Consider the following 24,092-nt stretch of genomic DNA (forward strand, 5'->3'; position numbering starts at 1 on the left):
GTGATATCATTATATAAGGAGGAATGATTATGATTGTCTTTATTATTAGAAATCTATTAAGTTGTGTAGGTATAATAATGCTCTTATCATATCTTATGACAAGAAATGGGTATTTTAGAGATGTTATTACTAAAAAAGAGACAACGTTAAAGGAAAAAATATTATTATCCATAGTTTTTTCTCTTTATGGGATAATTGGAACTTATACAGGGATACCAATAAACGGTGCAATTGCAAATTCAAGAGTTATAGGTGTGTTTGTTGGTGGATTACTTGGGGGCCCATTTGTAGGAGCGATGTCGGGTTTTATTGCGGGATTACATAGGTTTTTAATTGATCCTTTTGGATTTACTTCTTTCGCATGTGCGATTTCCACTTTATGTGAGGGAATATTGGCAGGAAGTTTGAAGAAAAAATTTGACAAAAGTAACCATAAGATCGCTTTTACTTTATTCTATGGAATGTTAGCTGAGATCATGCAAATGCTAATTATATTAATTTTTTCAAAACCATTTTTATCTGCTTTTGAATTGGTTAAATTAATATCTATACCAATGATTATAACAAATGGAATAGGAATTAGTTTTTCTATATCATTGATTCATAGCTCCATTGCAGAGATAGATTCCAGAGAAGCTTATCAAGCACACTTAGCTTTAAAGATTGCAGATAGAACTTTTCCTTATATTAGAAAGGGCTTAAACCCAGAGAATGCTAAAAGAGTGGCTGATATTATTTTGGAAATGACAGATTTTGACGCAATTGCAATAACTGACGATAAAAGAATACTTGCACATGTTGGTGTTGGTGAAGAGCATCATAAAGATGGTAGTGAAATAATGACTGAGCTAACGAAAAGCACAATTAGAAAGGCTGAATCGCAAATAGCCCAAACAAAAAATGAAATAAACTGTACAAACAATAATTGTAAATTAAAAGCGGCTATTGTTGTACCTCTTAAATTTGATGACAAAGTTAAAGGAACATTAAAATTATATAAGGCAACGAATCATTCAATTACAAAATCAGAAGAGGCATTAGCTAATGGGCTGGGAAGATTATTTTCAACTCAAATTGAATTGAGTAAGTTGGATTATCAAGCCGAACTCTTGACAAAATCGGAGTTAAAAGCATTGCAAGCTCAGATTAACCCACATTTTTTATTTAATACAATAAATACGGTCGCATCATTGACAAGATCATCTCCAAACAAAGCAAGGGAATTGTTGTTACATCTAAGCAACTATTTTAGAAACAGTCTCAATGATCCTTCTGATGAAATAGATATATATAAAGAAATTGAAGCATTGAAATCCTATCTAGAAATAGAAAAAGCAAGATTTGGTGAAAAACTAAAAATAGTTTTCAATATTCCAGAAGGTATAAATTGTAAATTACCTCCGTTGATAATTCAGCCAATAGTTGAAAATGCAGTAAAACATGGAATATTTGAAAAGGCTGAAGGTGGAGAAATAATATTAGATGTGAAAAACGATATTTTAGAGACAATAATTATTATATCTGACAATGGAATGGGAATGAGTAAGAGTAAATTAGAGAAAATCTTAATAGAGGACAATAAAAACTGCATTGGATTAAGAAATGTAAATGAACGCTTAAAAGCGAAATATGGACAGGAATATGAATTGAAGATAAGAAGCGAAGAGAATGTTGGCACAACTGTATTGATAAGAATACCTCACGAAAGCAAGGTGATATACAATGATTAATGTATTAATTGCTGATGATGAGTTTCATGCAAGAGAAGAAGTTAAATATTTATTGCGTAAATATGATGATTTTACTGTTATTGGAGAAGCAAATCACGGCATGGAAGTTTTGAAATTAAATCATAGTTTAAAACCTGATGTCATATTCTTAGACATAAAGATGCCAATTTTAGATGGAATTGAGGTTGCTAAGATAATTAATGATCTTAAATATAAGCCAGAACTTATATTTTTAACAGCTTTTGATGAATATGCCATTGATTCCTATGAGTTTGACGCGATTGATTATCTATTAAAACCAATCTCAGAAGAAAGGTTTGAAAAGGGCATTCAGAAATTAAGAACGAAATTTGCAAATGATATAAATAAACTTAAAGGAATAGAAATTAAGAATGATAAAGAAAATAGAGTAATCAGTTCTTATAAAAACGGGGTAATAATACCAATCAGATATACAGAAATTTTATATGCTACTATTTATGACAGAGAAACTGTATTGGTTACAAAAAATGATGAATATAAAATAAATTTAACGCTAGGACAACTTTATCAATTATTAAAAGATCATAATTTTTTTAGAACTCATAAATCATATATTGTTAATTTAGATTATATAAAGAGTATAGAGCCATGGTTTAATTCGACATATAACGTGTCAATTGAATACAGCAATATAAAGATTCCGGTGAGTAGAAATTACGTTAAGGAATTTAGAGATCGAATGAATATCAACTAGGTGCATTTTACTAGTTGATATTTTCATTTAAAGTACATAATTTTGCATTTTATACTGAAAATATGACTATAACGAAGTAATTTGATATAGTTAAAATAGGTGATTATATGGATGATTATAGATATTTAGAATCATTAAAATTAAAACTAAGCAGATATTTTGATATTGAAGATAACTTTATTCTAAATGAAACTACATTTGATATGAAAGCTAAATGTACTGTAGTATCAGAGAGATATTTTTTTACAAAAAATAATGTAATTGATTCCTTCAATACTTATGAATACTATTTAGTAAAGGTAATGAGTTCTAGACATTTAGAGGAATTTAAAAATGTGGTTGACAATATTTTGAAAGCTTTAGAAACATATGAAATTGAAGATGATCACATGAGAACTGTAATAAATATTGTGTTTATATTGAGTGAACATATAGAGAAGGATGTAGAAAACTATATAAATAAATTTAAATATTCAAAGAACTTTAAATTTGGCCTAAAAGGTTGGGCAGATATCAGTCTTATATTAATAAATCTTCATGACAATAAAATACTAGCTAATAAAAAAGGAAAGGAGGTAATAAAGGTTTTCCCTGCTACAAATTTATAAAAAGAAAGGAGATTTACTATGAGTTCATTATTTATCGTATTAGGAAGTATACTTGTATTTTTATTAGCCTATGCTACATATGGGTCTTGGCTTGCAAAAAAATGGGGAATAGATGTAAATAGAAAGACTCCTTCCCACGAAATTAATGATGGCATAGACTATGTACCAACTAGGCCTCAAGTACTTCTTGGGCATCACTTTGCTTCAATTGCAGGGGCAGGACCTATAAATGGGCCAATACAAGCAGCTGTATTTGGATGGGTTCCAGTTTTACTATGGGTAGTAATTGGAAGCATATTCTTTGGCGGTGTACATGATTTTGGCTCAATATTTGTTTCCATAAGACATGGGGGCAAATCAATTGGAGAAGTCATAAACGATACCATGGGGAAAAGAGGCAAACAACTTTTCTCAATATTTGCTTGGCTTACATTGTTGTTAATTGTTTCAGCTTTTACAAATATCGTAGCTAATACTTTTGTAAGTACGCCCCAAGCTGCTACTTCTTCAATGCTTTTTATTATTTTAGCAATAGGATTTGGATATGCTACAAATAGAAAAGGTGTATCATTAAAAATCGGAACTATAGTAGGTGTAATTTTATTGTTCATATGTGTATGGTTGGGGACTATTTTCCCGCTTGAGCTAAGTGTTAATACTTGGATAATAATTTTAGCGGTTTATATTTTTATAGCATCAACTGCTCCTGTATGGATACTGCTTCAACCAAGAGATTACCTTAATTCATTTTTGCTATATGCTATGATGATTGGAGCAATACTTGGAATAATTATTTATAGACCTTCTATACAATTAGAAGCAATAACTAGTTTTAAAGTAGCTGAAGGACAGTATTTGTTTCCTATGTTATTTGTAACAGTAGCCTGTGGCGCTATTTCAGGGTTTCACTCATTAGTAGGTTCTGGAACTACAGCAAAACAACTAGATAGTGAAAAGGATGCGAAACTAATTGGTTATGGCGGAATGTTGATAGAAGGTGCGCTTGCAGTTGTAGCTTTGATAACAGCAGCGTATTTGACAAATGGAGAGCTAAGTGATCTATTACAAGGCGGACCAGTAAATGTTTTCTCAAACGGGATAGGGGTATTCATGTCTAAATTTGGGATACCTTTTGAGGTAGGTAAAACATTTGTCGCTTTAGCAGTTTCTGCATTTGCACTTACAAGCTTAGACACTGCTACTAGACTAGGAAGATTTATTTTCCAAGAGTATTTTGAAAAAGAGGGAGAAGAAAATAAATCCCCATTGACAAACAAATACGTTGCAACTACTATTACAGTGGTAATAGGAGCGTATTTAGCTACAGGAGGATATGCTTCGATTTGGCCTATATTTGGGTCCGCAAATCAATTGTTATCAGCACTTGCTTTAATGGCAGTAGCATTGTGGCTTAAAAAATCAAATAAAAGTTTCAGTATGATAACAATACCTATGGTATTTATGTTGATTGTTACATTGACAGCTTTAGTATTCCTTATTAAATCTAACTTTGTGAATCAAAATTATGTGCTAGTAATTTTCCCAGCATTATTATTTGTATTAGCTATAGTGCTTGCAGTTTCTGGATACCAAATTTTATTTAAAAAGAGTAATTTAAATAATTAAACTATATATAATTATGCATTTAAATCACATATATACCTGTTTCTGATGTGAAAAAATTGACACTCTTTTTCAATAATGGTATAATTACCATATTAAAAAAGAGGTGGTGAATTTAGTGGCGAAAGATAATCAGGTCTCCATCACAGTTGTCAGAAGATTGCCAAAATATTATAGATATTTAACTGAATTAAAAGAGAAAGGGATCAGCAGAATTTCATCTCAAGAATTAAGCGTACTAACAGGATTTACTGCTTCTCAAATAAGGCAGGATTTTAATAACTTTGGTGGTTTTGGGCAACAAGGTTATGGATATAATGTAGAAGACCTTCATAGAGAATTGAAGAAAATTTTGGGTCTAGATTCAAACTACAACGCTGTTATAGTTGGGGCTGGGAATTTAGGACAAGCAATAGCAAATTATAAAGGTTTTGAAGATGCAGGATTTAAAGTATTGTCTTTATTCGATAGAAATCCAAGAGTAATTGGATTAAAAATTAGAGATATTGAAATAAGAGATATCGAAACAATAGATTCTTTTATAAAAGAAAACAATGTACAGATTGGCATAATAACTACACCGAAAGAAAGTGCTCAAAGTGTTGCTGACATTTATGTAAAAAATGGCATAAAAGGAATTTGGAATTTTGCTCCAACGGATTTAGTAGTTCCTGATAATGTTGTAGTTGAACACGTTAGATTAAATGAAAGTTTATTTGTTTTATCTTATTTTTTAAGGGCAATGAACGAATAATAGAAATTTTATAAAGAAAACTGGCTATTCAAATAATTATAGTCAGTTTTCTTTATTGATATAAAAATATTTATATGATATAATTTAGTCATTGTTAGTGCAATATGTGCAATATGTGTGAAAATGTTTTCATACAATTAAAGGAGGTAATATTACCATGTCAAAGGAAATTTTAAACCCATTAGAAAGTGCACAAAAACAAGTTAAAGAGGCTTGCGAAGCATTAGGTCTTGAGGCATCAGTTTATGAATTATTAAAAGAACCTAAGAGATTTATTGAAATTTCAATTCCAGTAAAAATGGATGATGGAACTGTGAAAGTATTTAAAGGCTACAGATCAATGCATTCAGATGCAATTGGCCCTGGCAAAGGAGGAGTAAGATTCCATCCTAATGTAAACCCAGACGAAGTAAAAGCACTTAGTGTATGGATGACATTTAAGTGTTGTGTAACTGGTATACCATATGGTGGAGGAAAAGGCGGAATTTCTGTAGATCCATCTACTTTATCTAAAGGTGAACTTGAAAGATTGTCAAGGGGTTACGTACAAGGATTATATAAATACTTAGGAGAAAAAATAGATATACCTGCTCCAGATGTTAATACAAATGGACAAATCATGGCATGGATGGTAGATGAATATGTAAAATTGACCGGAAACATGTCATTAGGAGTATTTACAGGAAAACCTGTAGAATGGGGTGGCTCATTAGGTAGAAATGAAGCAACAGGATTTGGAGTAGCTGTAGTTGCAAGAGAAGCAATAGCTAAACTAGGGATTGATATGACTAAATCAACTGCTGCAGTACAAGGATTTGGGAATGTTGGAAGCTATACCGTTAAAAATGTTCAAAAACTTGGAGCTAAAATAGTTGCAGTTGCAGAATGGGCAAAAGAAGTTGGTACATATGCCATATACAATGAAGAAGGTCTTGATTTCAATGATATGCAAGCATATGTCAAAGAGCATAAGAATTTAGTAAATTATCCAAAAGCTAAGAAAATATCTCTTGATGAGTTCTGGGGATTAAATGTTGATATTATGATTCCAGCAGCTTTAGAAAATGCAATAACCGTAGATATTGCACCTAAAATCAAAGCAAAACTCGTTTGTGAAGCAGCTAATGGCCCAATAACACCAGAGGCAGATGAAATATTGTTTAATAATGGCATCATAGTAACACCAGACATTCTTACTAATGCAGGTGGAGTTACAGTATCTTACTTTGAATGGGTTCAAAATCTTTATGGGTATTATTGGAGCGAAAAAGAAGTTGAAGAAAAAGAAGAAATTGCAATGGTCAATGCCTTCAATGCAATTTGGAAAATCAAAGAAGAATATAATGTGCCAATGAGAAAAGCTGCATATATGCACTCAGTAAAGAAAGTTTCAGATGTAATGAAATTAAGAGGTTGGTATTAAAAAATAAAATAAAAAACTAGTCGAAAGACTAGTTTTTTTTATTTTATTTTTTTAGTTTATAGTATAATGTAATAATAACAAAAAATAAAGGAGACAGATTATGAAATACGATATAGTTGAAAGCTATGATGAATTAAAAATTAAAGGAATAAGCGATTTTGATCCCAAACATATCTTTGAATGTGGACAATCTTTTAGATGGAAGAAAGAAAAAGATATGAGCTATACAGCGGTATATAAAGATAAATTAATTAATATTAAAAAGGAAAAAGATTATCTGACTGTTAAAAATTCAAATGCTAAAGATTGGGAAACTATTTGGCATGAGTATTTTGATTTAGATAGAGACTATTCATTGCTTAAGTCGAATTTTCCTCATGATGAGCATCTTTTAAAAGCAGTAGAGTTTGGAAATGGATTAAGACTTTTAAGACAAGATCCTTTTGAAACTACTATCTCTTTTATTATTTCTTCGAACAATCAAATACCACGGATCATGAAATCTGTCGAAATGATATCAAAAGACTTAGGGAAATACATAGGCACTTTTAACAATATTGACTACTATAGTTTCCCAGAACCAAATGAAATTGCACAACTTAGTGAAGAATACATTCGAGAAAAGTATAAAGTGGGATTTCGTGCAAAATATATAAAAGAAACAAGTGAAAGGATAGCAAGTGGAGAATTTAATCTAGATGAGATAAGAGAGTTACCCTATGAGGAAGCTAAGAAAAAGCTGATGAGTTTAGCTGGAATTGGTCCCAAGGTAAGTGATTGCATATTGTTATTTTCATTTCAAAAACAAGAAGCTTTCCCAATTGATGTTTGGGTAAACCGAGTTATGAAAACACTTTATTTAGGTGAAAAAGCCACAAAAAAAGAAATAGAGGGAGCTAAAAAAGAATTATTTGGTGAAATGTGTGGTTATGCTCAACAGTATTTATTCTATTATGCAAGAGAATTAGGCATTGGAAAATAAATAGTTATCAGGAGGTATACGATGTTAGGAACTATAGTAAATTCTTTGACGATAATAATTGGTGCAGCGATAGGTATGTTGTTTAAAAAAGGGATTAAAGAAGGCTATAAAAACACAATCATGGATGGGATTGGCTTAAGCGTATTAGTTATAGGAATTTCAAATGCGCTAGAGTTTGAAAATCTCGTAGTTGTAATTGTAAGTATCGTCATAGGGAGCATAATAGGTGAACTGATAGACATAAATAAAAGGTTAAATAATCTAGGAGACAGATTACAGTCAAAGTTTAAAAATGAAGAAGGTAATTTTTCAAAAGGTTTTGTAACCGCATCTTTAGTATACTGTGTAGGGGCAATGGCTATAGTAGGAGCAATACAATCTGGACTTACGGGGAATCATCAAACTCTTTATGCAAAAGCTGTTCTTGATGGAATTACAGCAATTATATTTGCTTCTACATTAGGAATCGGAGTGATGTTTTCGAGTTTAGCAGTATTTTTATATCAAGGGACAATAACTATATTTGCAAGCTCTTTAAGCTCTATATTGACAGAAATTGCAATCAATGAGATTTCTTCGGTAGGAGGGATTTTAATAATTGCAATAGGAATCAATTTGTTAGGTCTAAAAGAAATTAAAATTGCCAATATGTTACCTGCAATTATCATACCTCCAGTATATTATTTTTTACTTTCATTGTGATTTCAATAAATAAATATAGAAAAATAAAGCAAATAATAGATATTTAAAGATATTAAGAGAAATACAGAGAAAAATACCCAAAAATAGCGGAATTACACACTTGATTAGCTTTTTAAATATAGTTATTATTGTATTAGATGTTAGCACTCATTTTAATTGAGTGCTAACAATATGAGCACGAATAAATATGATGGAGGAGGAGTAAAGATGAGTTTAAAACCACTTGGAGACAGAGTTATAATTAAAAAGATTGAAGCTGAAGAAAAAACAAAGAGCGGTATTGTTTTACCAACAACAGCAAAAGAAGAACCATCGATGGCAGAAGTAGTTGCTGTAGGTGCAGATATATTAAATGATGAAAAGAAGAAAGATCAAATTAAAGTTGGAGACAAAGTAATATTTTCTAAATACGCTGGTACGGAAGTAAAATTAGATGGACAAGAATTAACGATATTAAAATTATCTGATATATTAGCTGTAGTTGAATAATAAAAAATTTACGACGAGGGAGTGTTGGATATGGCAAAAGAGATTAAATTTAATGAAAATGCAAGAAAAGCAATGGAGATTGGAATAAATAAACTTGCAGATACAGTAAAAGTAACACTTGGACCTAAAGGAAGAAACGTAGTTTTAGAGAAAAGTTATGGTTCACCAGTAATCACAAATGATGGTGTGACTATTGCAAGAGAAATCGAATTAGAAGATAAATTTGAAAATATGGGAGCACAACTTGTTAAAGAAGTTGCAACAAAGACTAATGATGTCGCTGGAGATGGTACTACAACAGCTACATTGTTAGCACAAGCTATAATAAGGGAAGGATTAAAAAATGTTGCAGCTGGAGCTAACCCAATGATCATTCAAAAAGGAATAAGAAAAGCTGTTGAAAAGGCTGTAGAAGAAATAAGAGGTTTTTCCGTTCCAATTGAATCAAAAGAAGCAATTGCACAAGTTGCATCAATTTCAGCTGCTGATGAAGAAATAGGTCAATTGATAGCGGATGCGATGGAAAAAGTGGGTAATGACGGAGTAATAACTGTTGAAGAATCTAAATCTATGGGGACTACTCTAGAAGTAGTCGAAGGTATGCAATTTGACAGAGGATATGTTTCAGCTTACATGGTAACAGATACTGAAAAAATGATAGCAGAATATGAGAACCCATATATATTGATTACAGATAAGAAAGTTTCAAATATCCAAGAAATATTGCCTATTCTAGAAAAAATAGTACAATTAGGAAGACCGCTTGTAATTATAGCAGAAGATGTTGAAGGCGAAGCAATGGCAACATTGGTAGTTAATAAATTGAGAGGAACATTTAATTGTGTAGCAGTTAAAGCTCCAGGATTTGGTGACAGAAGAAAAGAAATGCTTCAAGATATAGCAGTATTAACTGGTGGAACAGTTATTTCTGAAGAGCTTGGCTATGACTTAAAAGAAACTACAATAGATATGCTAGGTCGAGCTGGAAAAGTTAAAGTAGATAAAGAAAATACAGTTATAGTAAATGGAGAAGGAAATCCTGAAGAAATTCAAAACAGGATAAAACAAATCAGAAGTCAATTAGAAACTACTGAATCAGAATTTGATAAAGAAAAATTACAAGAAAGACTAGCAAAATTGGCTGGTGGAGTCGCAGTAATTCAAGTTGGGGCTGCTACAGAAACTGAATTAAAAGAAAGAAAATTAAGAATAGAAGATGCTTTAGCAGCAACAAGAGCAGCTGTTGAGGAAGGTATAGTTCCAGGAGGAGGGACAGTACTTGTAGACATAATACCAAAAGTAGCTGAATTATTAGATAAAACTGAAGGCGATGAAAGAACAGGAGTCAAGATTATTCTAAGAGCATTGGAAGAGCCTGTAAGACAGATTGCTACTAATGCTGGATTAGAAGGTTCAATCATTGTTGAAAAAGTTAAACAGTCTGAACCAGGAATAGGATTTGACGCATTAAAAGAAGAATATACTAATATGCTTCAAAGAGGAATTGTTGATCCAACAAAAGTAACTAGATCAGCTTTACAAAATGCTGCAAGTGTTGCTTCTATGATACTTACAACAGAAGCAGCAGTAGCAGAGATTCCAAAACCTGAAACAATGCCACCAATGGGCATGGGCGGAATGGATGGAATGATGTAATAATGTAATATAAAGGTCACCTAATGGTGACCTTTATATTTTATATATTAAGATAATTTGACAACATGTTTAAAGTAGGTTATGATTTTAACAAAGATTTGATGAGGTGATTATGTGGAAAGAGAAGTGGAGCTTTTAAAAGCATTAGCTGATAGTAGCAGACTTCAAATACTGGATATGTTATCATGCGGACCTATGTGTGCTTGTGAAATAATGAAAAAACTAAATTTAACTCAACCGACAATTTCTCATCATATGAAAATTTTAGTAAGTGCAGGACTAGTTGATGTGGTTAAAGAAGGAAAATGGATGAATTATTCAATTAATAAAGATGCTGTAAATGATATAATCAATTACATAGTATACAAGACAAGTCCTAAAGAAGATTGCATATGCAAGGAAACTCTCAAATGATTTGTTAAATTAACAATAACCTATCAAAATAGATTAGCTTTTGCTAATCTATTTTGATAAATAGGAGTTTGAGCAATTAATTTAATGTGCTTGACAAACAAAATTGAAGTTGTTAAATTAGAAAGAAAAACTTAAATAGTTAATTGGAGGGATTTGTAAATTGGAATTTATCGGTGAAGGGTTAACTTTTGATGATGTGTTATTACTTCCAGGGAAATCTGAAGTAATTCCTAGAGATGTAAATGTAAAAACTAATTTAACTAAATCAATTACTCTAAATATTCCATTGATGAGTGCAGGAATGGATACAGTAACTGAGGCTAGAATGGCTATAGCTATGGCTAGAGAAGGTGGAATAGGGATTATACATAAAAATATGAGCATTGACAGACAAGCTTTGGAAGTAGACAAAGTAAAGAGATCTGAACATGGGATTATTACTGATCCATTTTATTTATCCAGAGATCATTTTATATCCGATGCATTAGAATTGATGGAACGATACAGGATATCAGGAGTTCCAATTGTTGATGATGACCACAAACTAGTTGGTATATTGACTAATAGAGATATTAGATTCGAGAAAGACACAAACAAGAGAATCGATGAAGTAATGACAAAAGACAATTTAGTTACTGCGAATGATACTGTTACAATGGATGAAGCTTTAGAAATAATGAAAAAATATAAAATAGAAAAACTTCCAATTGTAGATGACGATTACAAATTGACAGGTCTTATTACAATAAAAGACATCGAGAAATCAATAGAATTTCCTAATTCTGCTAGAGACAAAAATGGGAGATTACTAGCAGGAGCAGCTGTAGGAGTTACTTCCGATATGATGGAAAGAGTGTCAGCGCTTGTAAAAAGCAAGGTAGATGTAATAGTTTTAGATACAGCTCATGGGCACTCAAAAAATGTGTTAGATGCAGTTTCTAAAATCAAGAGAGAATATCCGAATTTGCAAGTAATAGCTGGCAATGTAGCAACAGATGAGGCAACTGTAGATTTGATAAAAGCAGGTGCAGATGCAATAAAAGTGGGGATTGGCCCTGGATCAATTTGTACAACTAGGGTAGTGACAGGTGTTGGTGTTCCACAAATCACGGCTATAATAAATTGTGCAAAAGCGGCAAGTGCATATAACATACCTATAATTGCGGATGGTGGAATAAAATATTCAGGGGATATAACTAAAGCTTTAGCTGCTGGAGCTAATGTAGTTATGGCGGGATCATTGTTTGCTGGTACAGATGAAAGTCCTGGAGAAGAGGTTTTGTACGAAGGAAGAAGATATAAAGAGTACAGAGGTATGGGCTCTATGGGTGCAATGGATTCGGGAAGTAGTGATAGGTATTTTCAAACGGAAACTAAAAAATATGTACCTGAGGGCGTAGAAGGAAGAGTTGATTATAAAGGAGCTTTATCTGATGTTATATATCAACTTATTGGTGGATTAAAATCAGGAATGGGATATGTTGGAGCAAGAAATTTAGAAGAATTAAGACAAAAATCAAAGATGATAAGAATCTCTTCGGCTACACTTGTTGAAAATCATCCTCACAACATCAGCATAACAAAGGAAGCACCAAATTATCAAAGAGGACTGAAATATTAGAATTTTGAGAAACTATACAAATTTATACAATTGTAGTACAATGATTGTATAAATTACAAAAATAAGGTGATTACAATGAAAATTGGCATAGATGTAGGATCGACAACATTAAAGTGCGTAGTATTAGATGAAAGTAATAATATGATTTTTCATTCATACGAAAGGCATTTTTCACAAATTAACGAAAAAACAATTGAATTATTAGAAAAATTAAAAGAAGAATTTCCCAATTTAAATAGAGCTTCAATAGCTATTTCGGGATCTGCTGGTATGGGATTAGCCCAAAGGTTAAAAATACCTTTTATTCAAGAAGTATATGCTACAAGATTAGCGGTGATGAAAGAAATAGAAGATCCAGATGTAGTTATAGAACTTGGCGGAGAAGATGCAAAAATACTCTTTTTATCAAATGGTATGGAAGTAAGAATGAATGGCTCTTGTGCAGGTGGCACAGGAGCTTTCATAGACCAAATGGCCACATTGATGGGAATTACTTTAACTCAAATGAATGATTTGGCTAGAACATATAATAAGATATATACAATAGCTTCAAGATGTGGGGTATTTGCTAAATCTGACATACAACCGCTGTTAAATCAAGGTGCAAGTAAAAACGACATATCTTGTAGTATATTTCAAGCTGTTGTAAACCAGACAATAGGAGGCCTAGCTCAAGGAAGACCTATAAAAGGAAAAGTTGTTTACTTAGGAGGACCACTTACATTTTTCTCTGAGCTGCGAAAAAGATTTGACGATACTCTAGGATTAATAGGGATATGCCCAGAAAATTCACTGTATTTTGTAGCATTAGGAGCTGCACACAGTGCTGAAAGCACTATGATCACTATTGATGAATTAATTTATAGGATCAAAAATTCAGGAGCAATAACTAGGACACAAAATGCAAAGAGATTGTTTGATTCAGAAGATGAATATATTAAATTTAAAGATCGTCATGATAGAGATACGGTAAATTTTACAGACCCTTCAACTTATTCTAAAGGTGCTTATCTTGGAATAGATGCAGGTTCTACGACTATTAAAGCTTGTATTATAGCAGAAGATGAAACAATCTTAGGTAGTATGTATTCACAAAATGAAGGCAATCCTGTACCTATTCTTAGAGAATTTTTGATAGATTTTATGACGAAATATCCACAAATTGAAATACTTGGGTCTGCAGTTACCGGTTATGGAGAAGAACTCATAAAAAACGCATTTTCTATTGACTTAGGTATTGTAGAAACTATTGCTCATTATACAGCTGCAAAGAAATACAAACCAGATGTTGATTTTATTATTGATATCGGTGGGCAAGATATAAAATGCTTTAAAATAAAAGATGGACTAATAGACAATATATTTTTAAACGAAGCATGCTCTTCAGGCTGTGGATCGTTTTTACAGACATTTGCACAAGCATTAGGTTATGATATTGCTGATTTTGCAAGACTCGGGATATATGCAAAAAATCCAGTAGATTTAGGATCTAGATGTACTGTGTTTATGAATTCTTCAGTTAAACAAGCACAAAAAGATGGTGCTACTATATCAGATATATCAGCAGGATTATCAATTAGTGTAATAAAAAATGCGCTGTATAAAGTCATAAGGGCATCTAATGCTGATGATCTTGGAGAAAATATCGTAGTACAAGGTGGGACATTTTATAATGATTCAGTGCTTAAGGCTTTTGAAGATGAACTTGGGAAAAATGTTATTAGACCAAATATAGCTGGTTTGATGGGCGCTTATGGTGCAAGTTTATACGCAAAACACAATTTAAAAGATAAAACTACAACTATAAATAGAGAAGGATTATTGAATTTTGAACACAAAGTAAAAAGTGTTATCTGTGGATTATGCGAAAATAATTGCACTTTAACAATAAATACATTTGGAGATAACCGTAAGTTTATTGGTGGAAATAGATGTGAAAGACCAATAAAAGGAAGAACAAAAGAAGAAAAGTACAATATGTATGATGAAAAAAAGAAATTACTACAAAGCTATAAACCTATTCCAGGGAAAAGAGGGAAAATAGGAATACCTTTAGCTTTAAATAATTATGAGCTACTTCCATTTTGGCATACCGTATTTACAATGTTAGGTTTTGAAGTAGTGTCATCTCCTTTTTCAAGTAGAGAGCTTTACACTAACGGACAGCATACAATACCTTCAGATACAGTATGTTTTCCCGCAAAACTCGTTCATGGACATATTGAGTATCTACTTGACGAAGGTATAGAGGTTATATTTTATCCTTGTTTGACTTATAACTTTGATGAAAAAAAGGGAGATAATCACTTTAATTGTCCAGTTGTTGCTTATTACCCAGAGGTAATAGCTGCAAATGTAGAGAGAACAAATCACATAGTTCTGATCAATGATTATCTTGGACTTCACAATAAACAATCTCTCATAAAAGGATTATACAAAGCTCTCAATAAACACTTTGATGATATAAATCTGCAACAGATTAGATTTGCAGTAGAATGTGGAATGAGGGAATACAAAATTTATCAAGGCAAGATAAGAAAAAAAGGTGAAGAGCTTCTTAATTTATCAAAGAAATTAAATAAAAGAGCTATTGTACTTGCAGGTAGACCTTATCATTTAGACCCTGAAGTAAATCATGGAATTGATAAGTTGCTTACAGAGCTAGGTGTTATAGTTTTATCAGAGGATTCTATTGCACACTTAGGAAAGAAAATTGAAACAAATGTGCTAAATCAATGGACATATCATTCAAGGCTTTATACAACAGCTAAACTAATTTCGAATTATGATAATGTTGAACTCATTCAGCTTGTATCATTTGGCTGCGGATTAGATGCAATAACTAGTGATGAAGTAAAAGAAATACTTGAAGAAAATGGGAAGATATATACACAGATAAAAATAGATGAGATTACCAATCTTGGAGCAGTAAAAATAAGAGTTAGAAGTTTGTTAGCTGCACTAGAGCAAAGAGAAAAAGAGGGTGGACAAGTTGAGCAGAAAATACGATAGGGTCGAATTTACTAAAGAAATGAAAAAGGATTATACAATCCTCTGCCCTAACATGGCTTCGATACATTTTGGAATTTTAGAAAAAATATTTAGACTTCAAGGATATAACTTAGTTGTTTTGAAAAATGAGGGGCCAAATGTAGTAGACGAAGGGTTAAGGACAGTTCATAATGACACTTGTTACCCTGCATTGCTGGTAATTGGGCAGATGTTAGACGCTCTAAATTCAGGAGAATATGATGTAAATAAGGTTGCCCTTATGATAACACAGACAGGAGGAGGATGTAGGGCATCAAACTACATTCACTTATTGAGGAAAGCTTTAAAAAAATCTGGATACGAACATGTTCCTGTTATATCTTTAAATGCTGGAGGACTTGAGAAAAATAGCGGATTTAAAATCACATATAAAATGCTAATGCAGTTAGTGGCTGCTGTTGCATATGGAGATTTATTGATGTTATTAAATAATCAAGTCAAACCATATGAAGTAAATCTTGGACAAAGTGAAGAGCTAGTCAATAGTTGGATAGAAGAAATTGGTAGAAGATTTGAAATAAACAAAGCTTCTGGAGTTAAGAACATCAGAAAAATTTCTGAAGAAATAGTAGATTCTTTTATTAAGATACCAATTAATAAGACTAAAAAGATAAAAGTTGGCATTGTAGGAGAAATATATGTAAAATTTTCTAGCCTAGGGAACAATGGACTTGAAGATTTTCTTCATGAGGAAGACTGTGAAGTAATGGTACCTAGCCTAATGGGATTCTTGATGTATAGTGTTGAAAATGGAGTTATAGACTATAGATTATATGGGAAAGGACGTTTAAAAAGCCGATTGATGAAAATGGTAAATGATTATTTGTCAAAAGTAGAACAAGCTACTAGTGATGCGGTAAAGGAAAGTGGAAAATTCATTGTACCCTCGTCATTTATGCATACAAAAGAACTTGTAGATGGCATTGTGGGATTAGGCTGCAAAATGGGAGAAGGATGGCTTTTACCTGCTGAAATGGTGGAACTAATTAATTTGGGTTATGAAAATATCGTAGTAGCTCAACCTTTTGGATGTTTACCTAATCATATAGTTGGCAAAGGAGTAATAGCAAATATAAAGAAGTTATACCCAGATGCGAATATAGTACCAATAGACTATGATCCAAGTGCGACAATAGTAAACCAAGAAAATAGGATAAAATTAATGTTATCTGTAGCTAAAGAAAAAATATATGGCTTTGATTTTTCTGATGTGAAGTCATTAGAAGATAAAGAAGAGCTAGCGATTACAAAATAAATGATGCCTAGGCATCATTTATTTTGTAATAATCTCATTGAATTAATAACGGCTAAAATAGTAACTCCTACATCAGCAAATACTGCATGCCACATTGTTGCAATACCTATAGCACCTAGTATTAGGACTAAAAACTTGACGAAGAGAGCTAAATAAATATTTTCGTAGGCTATTTTTCTTGTTTTTTGCGATATTTGAAATAGTTCAATGAGCTTTTTTAATTCATCATTCATTAGCACAATATCTGATGCTTCTATAGCTGCGTCGGATCCCAAGCCCCCCATCGCAATACCTATATCTGATATTGATAAAACTGGGGCATCATTTATACCATCGCCAATAAAAACTAATTTAGATTTCTTATTAGATTTTTTACTCATTAACTTTTCGACTATTTCGACCTTATCTTCAGGCAATAGCTCAGCATAATATGAATTAATTCCAAGGTCTTTAGCTGTTTTGCTGGCTACTTCTTTATTATCGCCAGTAAGCATTACTATATTTTTTATGTTGTGATTTTTCAACATATCAATTGTGTATTTTGCATCATCTTTTACTTTATCCGTAATGACAATGTATCCTTCAAACTTACCATCGATGGCTACATATATACTATTGCTATTTTGATATAGTTCATCTATTTTTATTCCTTTTGATCTTAGAAAATCAAACTTACCCAACAATATTTTACTTTCGTTTACGACAGCTTCAATTCCATTTCCGGCATATTCCTTAAATTCTTTTATAGACGACAAATTTATTCCTTTATTGTAATATTCAACAATCGATTTTGCTATTGGATGATTTGAATTATACTCTGCATGAGCTGCAAAATAGAGTACTTCATCTACTGAGTAATTCCCAATTGTCACGACTGAACTAACTTTAAAAACCCCCTCCGTGAGAGTTCCTGTTTTATCAAACACAATAGTATCTACGAAATTTAATGCTTCTAAATAATTTCCACCTTTTATCAAAATTCCATTTTTGGAAGCTTTACCTATGCCAGCAAAAAAACTAAGAGGAATTGAAATCACTAATGCACAAGGGCATGATACAACTAAGAAGACCAATGCCCTATAAATCCAATCACTAAATAGTGCTTCTTCGGTAATCAATGGTGGTATGATAGCTAATGCTATAGCGAGAAACACAACAACTGGAGTATAGTATTTAGCAAACGCAGTAATAAAATTCTCAGTAGGTGCTTTTTTTTCACTTGATTCTTCAACAAGCTTTAGTATCTTTGATACTGAAGAGTCTTTATATTCCTTTTCAACTTTTGCTTTTAATAATCCCTGAAGATTTATATAACCTCCCAATATTTTATCACCAGTTCTCACATCTTTAGGAATTGATTCTCCAGTAAGAGCTTTTGTATCTATTGATGACTCTCCATCTACTATTACGCTATCCAATGGTATTCTTTCACCGGGTCTTATTAATATATGGTCACCAATTTGAACATCTTTCGGATTTACTTTTATAAAATCTTCATTTTTAATTAAATTTGCATAATCTGGTCTGATATCCATTAATTCTGCAATAGATTTACGAGACTGGTTAACAGCTTTAGATTGGAAATATTCCCCGATTTCATAAAATATCATAACTGCAATAGCCTCTTCAAATTGACCAATTGCTATAGCACCTAATGTTGCAACTGACATCAAAAAATTTTCATCAAAAATATTTTTGTTTTTAATGTTGTGTAATGAAATTTTTAAGACTCTAATGCCTGCTATTAAGTAACTTGAAAAGAACAATAAATATTTTATATATTCATCAATAGGCAGTATGACACCTAAGATAAAAATAAGAAGACTTAGAAATAATCTTTTTAAAGATGAATTATATTCATCAATATTATTTTTTCTATTTTTACTTATATTCTCATTAAAATCTATTATTTTGACATATGGTTCTATAGATATGATTTCATTCTTTATCTGATTGACCAATTCTTCATTACTTACATCATTAAATTCTATCTGTAGCTTTTTATTGACAAAATTTAAAGTTGCTTTTTTAACTCCATTGATTTTATTAACTCTATCTTCAATTTTTTGTGCACAATTAGCACAATCTAAACCTTCTAAGATAAATATTTTATTTTCCATTGTTATTCACCTCTATTTTTATGTCTAATATGGACAATACCTTGATCTAGAATTGCTTTTACATGTTCATCTTCAAGAGAATAATAAACAACTTTACCTTCTTTCCTGTTTTTTACAAGATTATTGCTTTTTAGAACTCTTAACTGATGAGAAATAGCAGATTGACTCATTTCTAGTAAGCATGCTATATCACAGACACACATTTCAGAATCAAGAAGAGCAGAGAGTATTTTTATTCTCGTTTTATCACCGAAAACTTTAAAAAAGTTTGCAGCTTCGCTTAAAATTTCATCATCGGGTAAATTTTTTTTAACTCTATTAACAACATCCTCGTGGATGCAAGTTGATTCGCATAGAGGAATATTATATTCTGAATTAACCATTATTTACACCTCCATTAATATATGAACAATTATTCATATGTTCATATATAGTATAACTCATCTATTTTTTTATTTCAAGTATAAAATTTGTAACTTAATTGTTACACATTTTAAATTCATTTAGGTATAATAATAAAGAAGGGAGATTGAAAATGAAAAAGATAATTTTATTGACTTGTTTAATAGTTTTTGCTTCAACAATTTTAACTGGCTGTCAAACATTAAATTCTGAAAATAGTGATAAATATATATTGAATAGTATACTTCCAAAAGAATTAGATATGCCACTTACAAAAGAAAGTTTGAGTAAAGATGAAACAAGGGAAATAATAGAAAAATACTTAAACCTATTAAATCAAAATTTGGATGTAAATCTTGAAAATTATGATATCGGAGATTTAAATGGTGATGGTATAGATGAGATTATTATGTATGTACATGAAGAGAACTCAAAAGAAAATGTTGGTAAATTATTGGTGTATTCATACGATGGAGAAGGATATTATTTATTAGATGAAGAAGAAATAAAGTACGATAAGGAAAATATAAAATTGCAAATTGGGAAAATTAGTGAAGATAAAGAAGGAATAATATTTTGCAATTTAGCAAATGAAGAAACGACAGCTGTGTATGTATATCTGATTGAAGATGGGAAACTTGTCAGCGCTATAAATCCAAGAAAAGTAAATTTATTTTCTGTCAATAACAGTGTAGAAATAGATGATATTGATGGAGACGGAGTATTAAATTTCAACATCTATACCATAGATCCTGAAGGAAACAAAGATGAGAACTCTAAAATAGTGCTTTGGTATAAGTGGGATGGGAAAGATTCAGCTGAAGTAGTTAAAAAAGAGAATTTAAATAATGAGATTAATGCTGACAATCAACAATACACTACACTGGATAATAGTGTATTGACTGTTGATGATTTAAAGATAAAAGCTAAAGAACTTACAAAAAATGAATTTTCTAATATGCTATATGAGTATATATCCATGCTTAGCTCTAGTCTGAATGATGGAAATAAAATACTATCGAGCTATATTTATATTGATGGTGTAAATAAGTTAAATGATTTTTTGAAAGAAGATACTTTTAAAAATCTCGATAGTTTAGAAAATGCATCAAATTTAACTAGTAATGAAAAATTTAATCAATTTATTGTTGAAGAAATAAAGAAGGGGTATATGATTTCATCCGTTGATAACAAAATTGTGCTAAAAATAAATTACGATTATTTCTTAAATTCTTTTAATGATATGTTAACAAATGAGATGTTAAGTTATATCAGAATTAAAAATCAATTTGATAATAAACCAATTTCTGATAGCAAAATACTTATAGTAGACAAAGGTGAAATAGCAGTAAGGTTAAATGAGATAGAAAATTTCAGACTGGTATTTCCTTATTCAAAAGCTTTAAACGAGGTTTTAGATATTTACAATGTATATGTTGATGCATTGCTTTTCTTAGATGATGATGAAGAAAGTGTTGAAAAATCTGAGTATAAGATAGATACTAATTATAAAGACGAATTGATTGAGATAAAACAGAAATACCCACAAACCTATTTTTCAGAGCTGATTGATAGGATGTTAACTTTAGTTGAAGGTATTGGCGGTGGAGCGATTACTCCAACAATAAAAGACTATATTAGAGAAGTATATTAGAAGAAGATCCTTTTTGGGATCTTCTTTTATTTTGTTTTTTGTTTGACAATATGATATCAATAAACTATATTATATATAGATAGATTTCTATGTATAGGGGGGGATAAGTTGTTTAGTTGGATAAATAATCAGATTTTAAAGATGGAATGGCTTTCAGATCTAGTCGAAAAGTTTGTGGTAAACATATTCAATCTGGATATAAATTCAAGGCTTGGGGCTAGTATTCATTTTTTTATTTATGACTCAATTAAAATATTTATTTTATTGTCTGTACTTATATTCTTAATATCATATGTTCAAAGCTACTTTCCGCCTGAGAGAACTAAAAAGATCTTAGGTAGATTTCATGGAATTGGAGCAAATACTCTCGCTGCATTATTAGGGACAGTAACACCATTTTGCTCTTGTTCATCAATTCCGCTGTTCATAGGATTTACAAGTGCTGGCTTGCCTCTTGGAGTTACATTTTCGTTTTTAATATCATCTCCATTGGTAGACCTAGCCTCAGTTATACTACTTGCAAGCATTTTCAACTGGAAAATTGCAATTGCATATGTAATTGTGGGAGTTATATTAGCTGTTATAGGTGGCACTATTATAGATAAACTTCACATGGAAAAATACGTTGAAGAATTTGCATACGCTTCAAATCAGCTAGATTCGGATATTGATGAACTTAAGGTGAAAGATAGAATTGATTTTTCAAAGGAACAAGTGAAAGATATTGTAAAAAGAGTTTGGAAATATGTTTTGATTGGAGTTTTCATAGGATCACTAATTCATAATTATATTCCAGAAAATGTTATTAATGCCATTTTAGGCAACGACAAATGGTATTCAGTTCTAATAGCGACGATTGTTGGTATTCCAATGTATGCTGATATATTTGGGACTTTGCCAATTGCAGAAGCGCTGGTTGCCAAAGGAGTTGGATTGGGGACTGCGCTCTCATTTATGATGGCGGTTACAGCACTTTCTCTACCCTCGATGATAATGCTTTCGAAAGTTGTAAAAAAGAAACTACTTGGCATTTTTGTAATATTAGTTACGGTAGGTATAATTATAATCGGTTACACATTTAATTTTATATCATATTTATTTATATAGGGGAGGATATTATGGAAATTAAAATATTGGGTTCAGGGTGTAAAAAATGCAATGAATTAGAAGAAAATACAAAAAAGGCATTGGAAGAAATGGGTTTGGTTGCAGAAGTAATTAAAGTTACTGATTTTAAGGAAATTGCGAAATATGGGGTCATGACAACTCCGGCATTAGTTATTGATGAAAAAGTAATTTCTAAAGGGAAAGTGTTAAAAAAAGAAGAAATAAAAGAAATGCTCTCCAAATGATTGAAAAAATGACTTAAAAATAAAAATTATCGATGGAAACAATAAAAGATATAAAACATCAACAAAAATATATTTGGATTTATGTTAAATTTACACAAAGTAGCTTATTAAATAAATCTTGAAAACGCTTTGGTATTTAGATATAATAAAGCTAAGACGTCACTATCTAAATATTAAGGGGGAATAGACCAATGAAGAAATTTTTAGTAATTGCAATGTCAATGGTATTGTTAATTGCTAGCTTAGCTGGATGTAGTTCAGGTGGAAGCGAAGGTGCTGAAATTGCATTAATTACAGATAAAGGGAATATTGATGACAAGTCATTTAACCAAGGTTCTTGGGAAGGTGTAAAAGCTTTTGCCGAAGCTAACAATATTTCACATACTTACATCAAACCTGAAGAAGCATCCGATGCTGGCTATTTAGCAGCAATTGATCTTGCAGTTCAAGGTGGAGCGAAAGTTATAGTAACTCCAGGATTCTTGTTTGAAGTTCCTGTTTATCAAGCACAAGACAAATATCCAGAAGTTAAATTTATATTACTTGATGGTGCACCACACAATGCAGATTATACAGACTTTAAAACTAATTCAAATGTTGCAAGTATAATGTATGCTGAAGAGCAATCAGGCTTCTTAGCAGGTTATGCAGCAGTTATGGATGGAATGACAAAATTAGGATTCATGGGTGGTATGGCAGTACCTGCAGTTCAAGCTTTTGGATATGGATTCCTACAAGGCGCTGAATATGCTGCTAATGAATTGGGATTACCAGACGGTTCAGTTGAAGTTACTTATCACTACACCGGTAATTTCGAAGAAAATGATACTAACAAAGCTACTGCAAAGACAATGTATCAAGAAGGTGTAGAGGTTATATTTGCTTGTGGTGGTTCTGTAGGTAAGAGTGTAATGTCTGCAGCACAAGAAGCAGGCGCAAAAGTTATAGGTGTTGACGTTGATCAAAGATATGATAGTGAAACAGTTATTACATCAGCTACAAAAGGTTTAGCTGCATCAGTACAAAGTGTACTTGAAGCAATCTACAAAACTGATAGTTGGGAAAATTATGCAGGTAAGACAACAGTATTTAATGCTGCAAATGACGGTGTTGGTCTTCCAACAACTGTAATTGGTGATGAAAATGCTGATGCATTTGACAGATTTGAGAAATTTACAAAAGAACAATATGATGCTATATTTGCACAATTAAAGAATAATGAAATTGAAATTATTCGTACGATTGAGGTAGCAGATCCAACAGGATATGCGACAGCAGAAGAATTAACTCAAGGTTTAGGATTAGTAAAAGTTGTTGTAACAACAAGATAATACTTAATCGTTTAGATTTACGTTTAGACTTCAATTGTAAGAAAAGGGGAAGGCGAAAGTTTTCCCCTGTTTTTTCTAATAGAAAAAATAAAAATAACTTAATATTTGAGAGTGCCCCGATAATTAAAGATTATCGTCTAAGTAATTTGGCACTATTTGTCGTTAGAAAAAATATGAATTGCGTAAAGG

General features: G+C 31.5%; 20 protein-coding genes. 18 read left to right on the forward strand and 2 right to left on the reverse strand.

The window, feature by feature from the left end:
* The first annotated feature begins 29 nt into the window (after window positions 1–29).
* The 14 genes from E4100_RS00960 to E4100_RS09500 all read left to right on the forward strand — a co-directional run bounded on the left by E4100_RS00960 (window position 30) and on the right by E4100_RS09500 (window position 17,044).
* Window positions 30–1,730 (forward strand): sensor histidine kinase, encoded by a 1,701-nt coding sequence (locus E4100_RS00960; protein ID WP_135269948.1) that lies wholly within the window; start codon window positions 30–32, stop codon window positions 1,728–1,730.
* On the forward strand, window positions 1,723–2,466 hold the full coding sequence (locus E4100_RS00965; protein ID WP_135269950.1) for a LytR/AlgR family response regulator transcription factor: 744 nt from the start codon (window positions 1,723–1,725) through the stop codon (window positions 2,464–2,466). Before E4100_RS00960 ends, E4100_RS00965 begins: the two co-directional genes overlap by 8 nt.
* Before the next feature lie 107 nt (window positions 2,467–2,573).
* Window positions 2,574–3,074 carry a DUF8052 family protein gene (locus E4100_RS00970; RefSeq protein WP_135269952.1) on the forward strand — a complete coding sequence of 167 codons (501 nt, stop codon included), beginning with the start codon at window positions 2,574–2,576 and terminating at the stop codon, window positions 3,072–3,074.
* An 18-nt stretch (window positions 3,075–3,092) separates the two neighbouring features.
* Window positions 3,093–4,700 (forward strand): carbon starvation CstA family protein, encoded by a 1,608-nt coding sequence (locus tag E4100_RS00975; RefSeq protein ID WP_135269953.1) that lies wholly within the window; start codon window positions 3,093–3,095, stop codon window positions 4,698–4,700.
* Window positions 4,701–4,815: 115 nt separating this feature from the next.
* Complete coding sequence (locus E4100_RS00980; protein WP_135269955.1) at window positions 4,816–5,451, forward strand: redox-sensing transcriptional repressor Rex; 636 nt, start codon at window positions 4,816–4,818, stop codon at window positions 5,449–5,451.
* Between the two features lie 157 nt (window positions 5,452–5,608).
* Window positions 5,609–6,874: a Glu/Leu/Phe/Val family dehydrogenase gene (locus E4100_RS00985; protein WP_135269957.1), complete on the forward strand. Its 1,266-nt coding sequence runs from the start codon at window positions 5,609–5,611 to the stop codon at window positions 6,872–6,874.
* A 100-nt stretch (window positions 6,875–6,974) separates the two neighbouring features.
* Complete coding sequence (locus E4100_RS00990; protein WP_135269958.1) at window positions 6,975–7,856, forward strand: DNA-3-methyladenine glycosylase family protein; 882 nt, start codon at window positions 6,975–6,977, stop codon at window positions 7,854–7,856.
* 21 nt (window positions 7,857–7,877) lie between these two features.
* On the forward strand, window positions 7,878–8,558 hold the full coding sequence (locus E4100_RS00995; protein ID WP_135269960.1) for a DUF554 domain-containing protein: 681 nt from the start codon (window positions 7,878–7,880) through the stop codon (window positions 8,556–8,558).
* Window positions 8,559–8,765: 207 nt separating this feature from the next.
* The gene (locus tag E4100_RS01000) at window positions 8,766–9,047 is read left to right on the forward strand and encodes a co-chaperone GroES (RefSeq protein ID WP_135269962.1); all 282 of its coding nucleotides are present in this window, start codon (window positions 8,766–8,768) and stop codon (window positions 9,045–9,047) included.
* Between the two features lie 30 nt (window positions 9,048–9,077).
* On the forward strand, window positions 9,078–10,703 hold the full coding sequence (groL, locus tag E4100_RS01005; protein WP_135269963.1) for a chaperonin GroEL: 1,626 nt from the start codon (window positions 9,078–9,080) through the stop codon (window positions 10,701–10,703).
* Window positions 10,704–10,817: 114 nt separating this feature from the next.
* On the forward strand, window positions 10,818–11,117 hold the full coding sequence (locus E4100_RS01010) for an ArsR/SmtB family transcription factor (RefSeq protein ID WP_135269965.1): 300 nt from the start codon (window positions 10,818–10,820) through the stop codon (window positions 11,115–11,117).
* Between the two features lie 160 nt (window positions 11,118–11,277).
* Window positions 11,278–12,738 (forward strand): IMP dehydrogenase, encoded by a 1,461-nt coding sequence (gene guaB / locus E4100_RS01015; RefSeq protein ID WP_135269966.1) that lies wholly within the window; start codon window positions 11,278–11,280, stop codon window positions 12,736–12,738.
* A gap of 75 nt (window positions 12,739–12,813) precedes the next feature.
* The gene (locus E4100_RS01020; RefSeq protein ID WP_135269968.1) at window positions 12,814–15,750 is read left to right on the forward strand and encodes an acyl-CoA dehydratase activase; all 2,937 of its coding nucleotides are present in this window, start codon (window positions 12,814–12,816) and stop codon (window positions 15,748–15,750) included.
* Window positions 15,731–17,044 carry a 2-hydroxyacyl-CoA dehydratase gene (locus E4100_RS09500; protein ID WP_209315199.1) on the forward strand — a complete coding sequence of 438 codons (1,314 nt, stop codon included), beginning with the start codon at window positions 15,731–15,733 and terminating at the stop codon, window positions 17,042–17,044. Before E4100_RS01020 ends, E4100_RS09500 begins: the two co-directional genes overlap by 20 nt.
* 14 nt (window positions 17,045–17,058) lie before the next feature.
* Here the strand turns inward: E4100_RS09500 and E4100_RS01030 are convergent, their stop codons facing one another.
* Both E4100_RS01030 and E4100_RS01035 read right to left on the reverse strand, forming a co-directional pair.
* On the reverse strand, window positions 17,059–19,164 hold the full coding sequence (locus E4100_RS01030) for a heavy metal translocating P-type ATPase (protein WP_135269971.1): 2,106 nt from the start codon (window positions 19,162–19,164) through the stop codon (window positions 17,059–17,061).
* A 2-nt stretch (window positions 19,165–19,166) separates the two neighbouring features.
* Window positions 19,167–19,547 carry an ArsR/SmtB family transcription factor gene (locus E4100_RS01035; protein WP_135269973.1) on the reverse strand — a complete coding sequence of 127 codons (381 nt, stop codon included), beginning with the start codon at window positions 19,545–19,547 and terminating at the stop codon, window positions 19,167–19,169.
* A gap of 152 nt (window positions 19,548–19,699) precedes the next feature.
* Here E4100_RS01035 and E4100_RS01040 point away from each other — a divergent pair, with 152 nt between their 5' ends.
* From E4100_RS01040 to E4100_RS01055, 4 genes are all read left to right on the forward strand, one after another.
* A complete protein-coding gene (locus E4100_RS01040) occupies window positions 19,700–21,220 on the forward strand; it encodes a hypothetical protein (RefSeq protein WP_135269975.1) in 1,521 nt (506 codons plus the stop codon).
* Between the two features lie 108 nt (window positions 21,221–21,328).
* Window positions 21,329–22,327, forward strand: a complete 999-nt coding sequence (locus E4100_RS01045; RefSeq protein ID WP_245196334.1) for a permease — start codon at window positions 21,329–21,331, stop codon at window positions 22,325–22,327.
* 11 nt (window positions 22,328–22,338) lie between these two features.
* Window positions 22,339–22,572 (forward strand): thioredoxin family protein, encoded by a 234-nt coding sequence (locus E4100_RS01050; RefSeq protein ID WP_135269977.1) that lies wholly within the window; start codon window positions 22,339–22,341, stop codon window positions 22,570–22,572.
* Window positions 22,573–22,763: 191 nt separating this feature from the next.
* Window positions 22,764–23,903 (forward strand): BMP family lipoprotein, encoded by a 1,140-nt coding sequence (locus E4100_RS01055; protein ID WP_135269978.1) that lies wholly within the window; start codon window positions 22,764–22,766, stop codon window positions 23,901–23,903.
* Window positions 23,904–24,092: the final 189 nt, after the last annotated feature.

The organism is Soehngenia longivitae (assembly GCF_004684055.1).
Lineage (GTDB): Bacteria > Bacillota > Clostridia > Tissierellales > Tissierellaceae > Soehngenia > Soehngenia longivitae.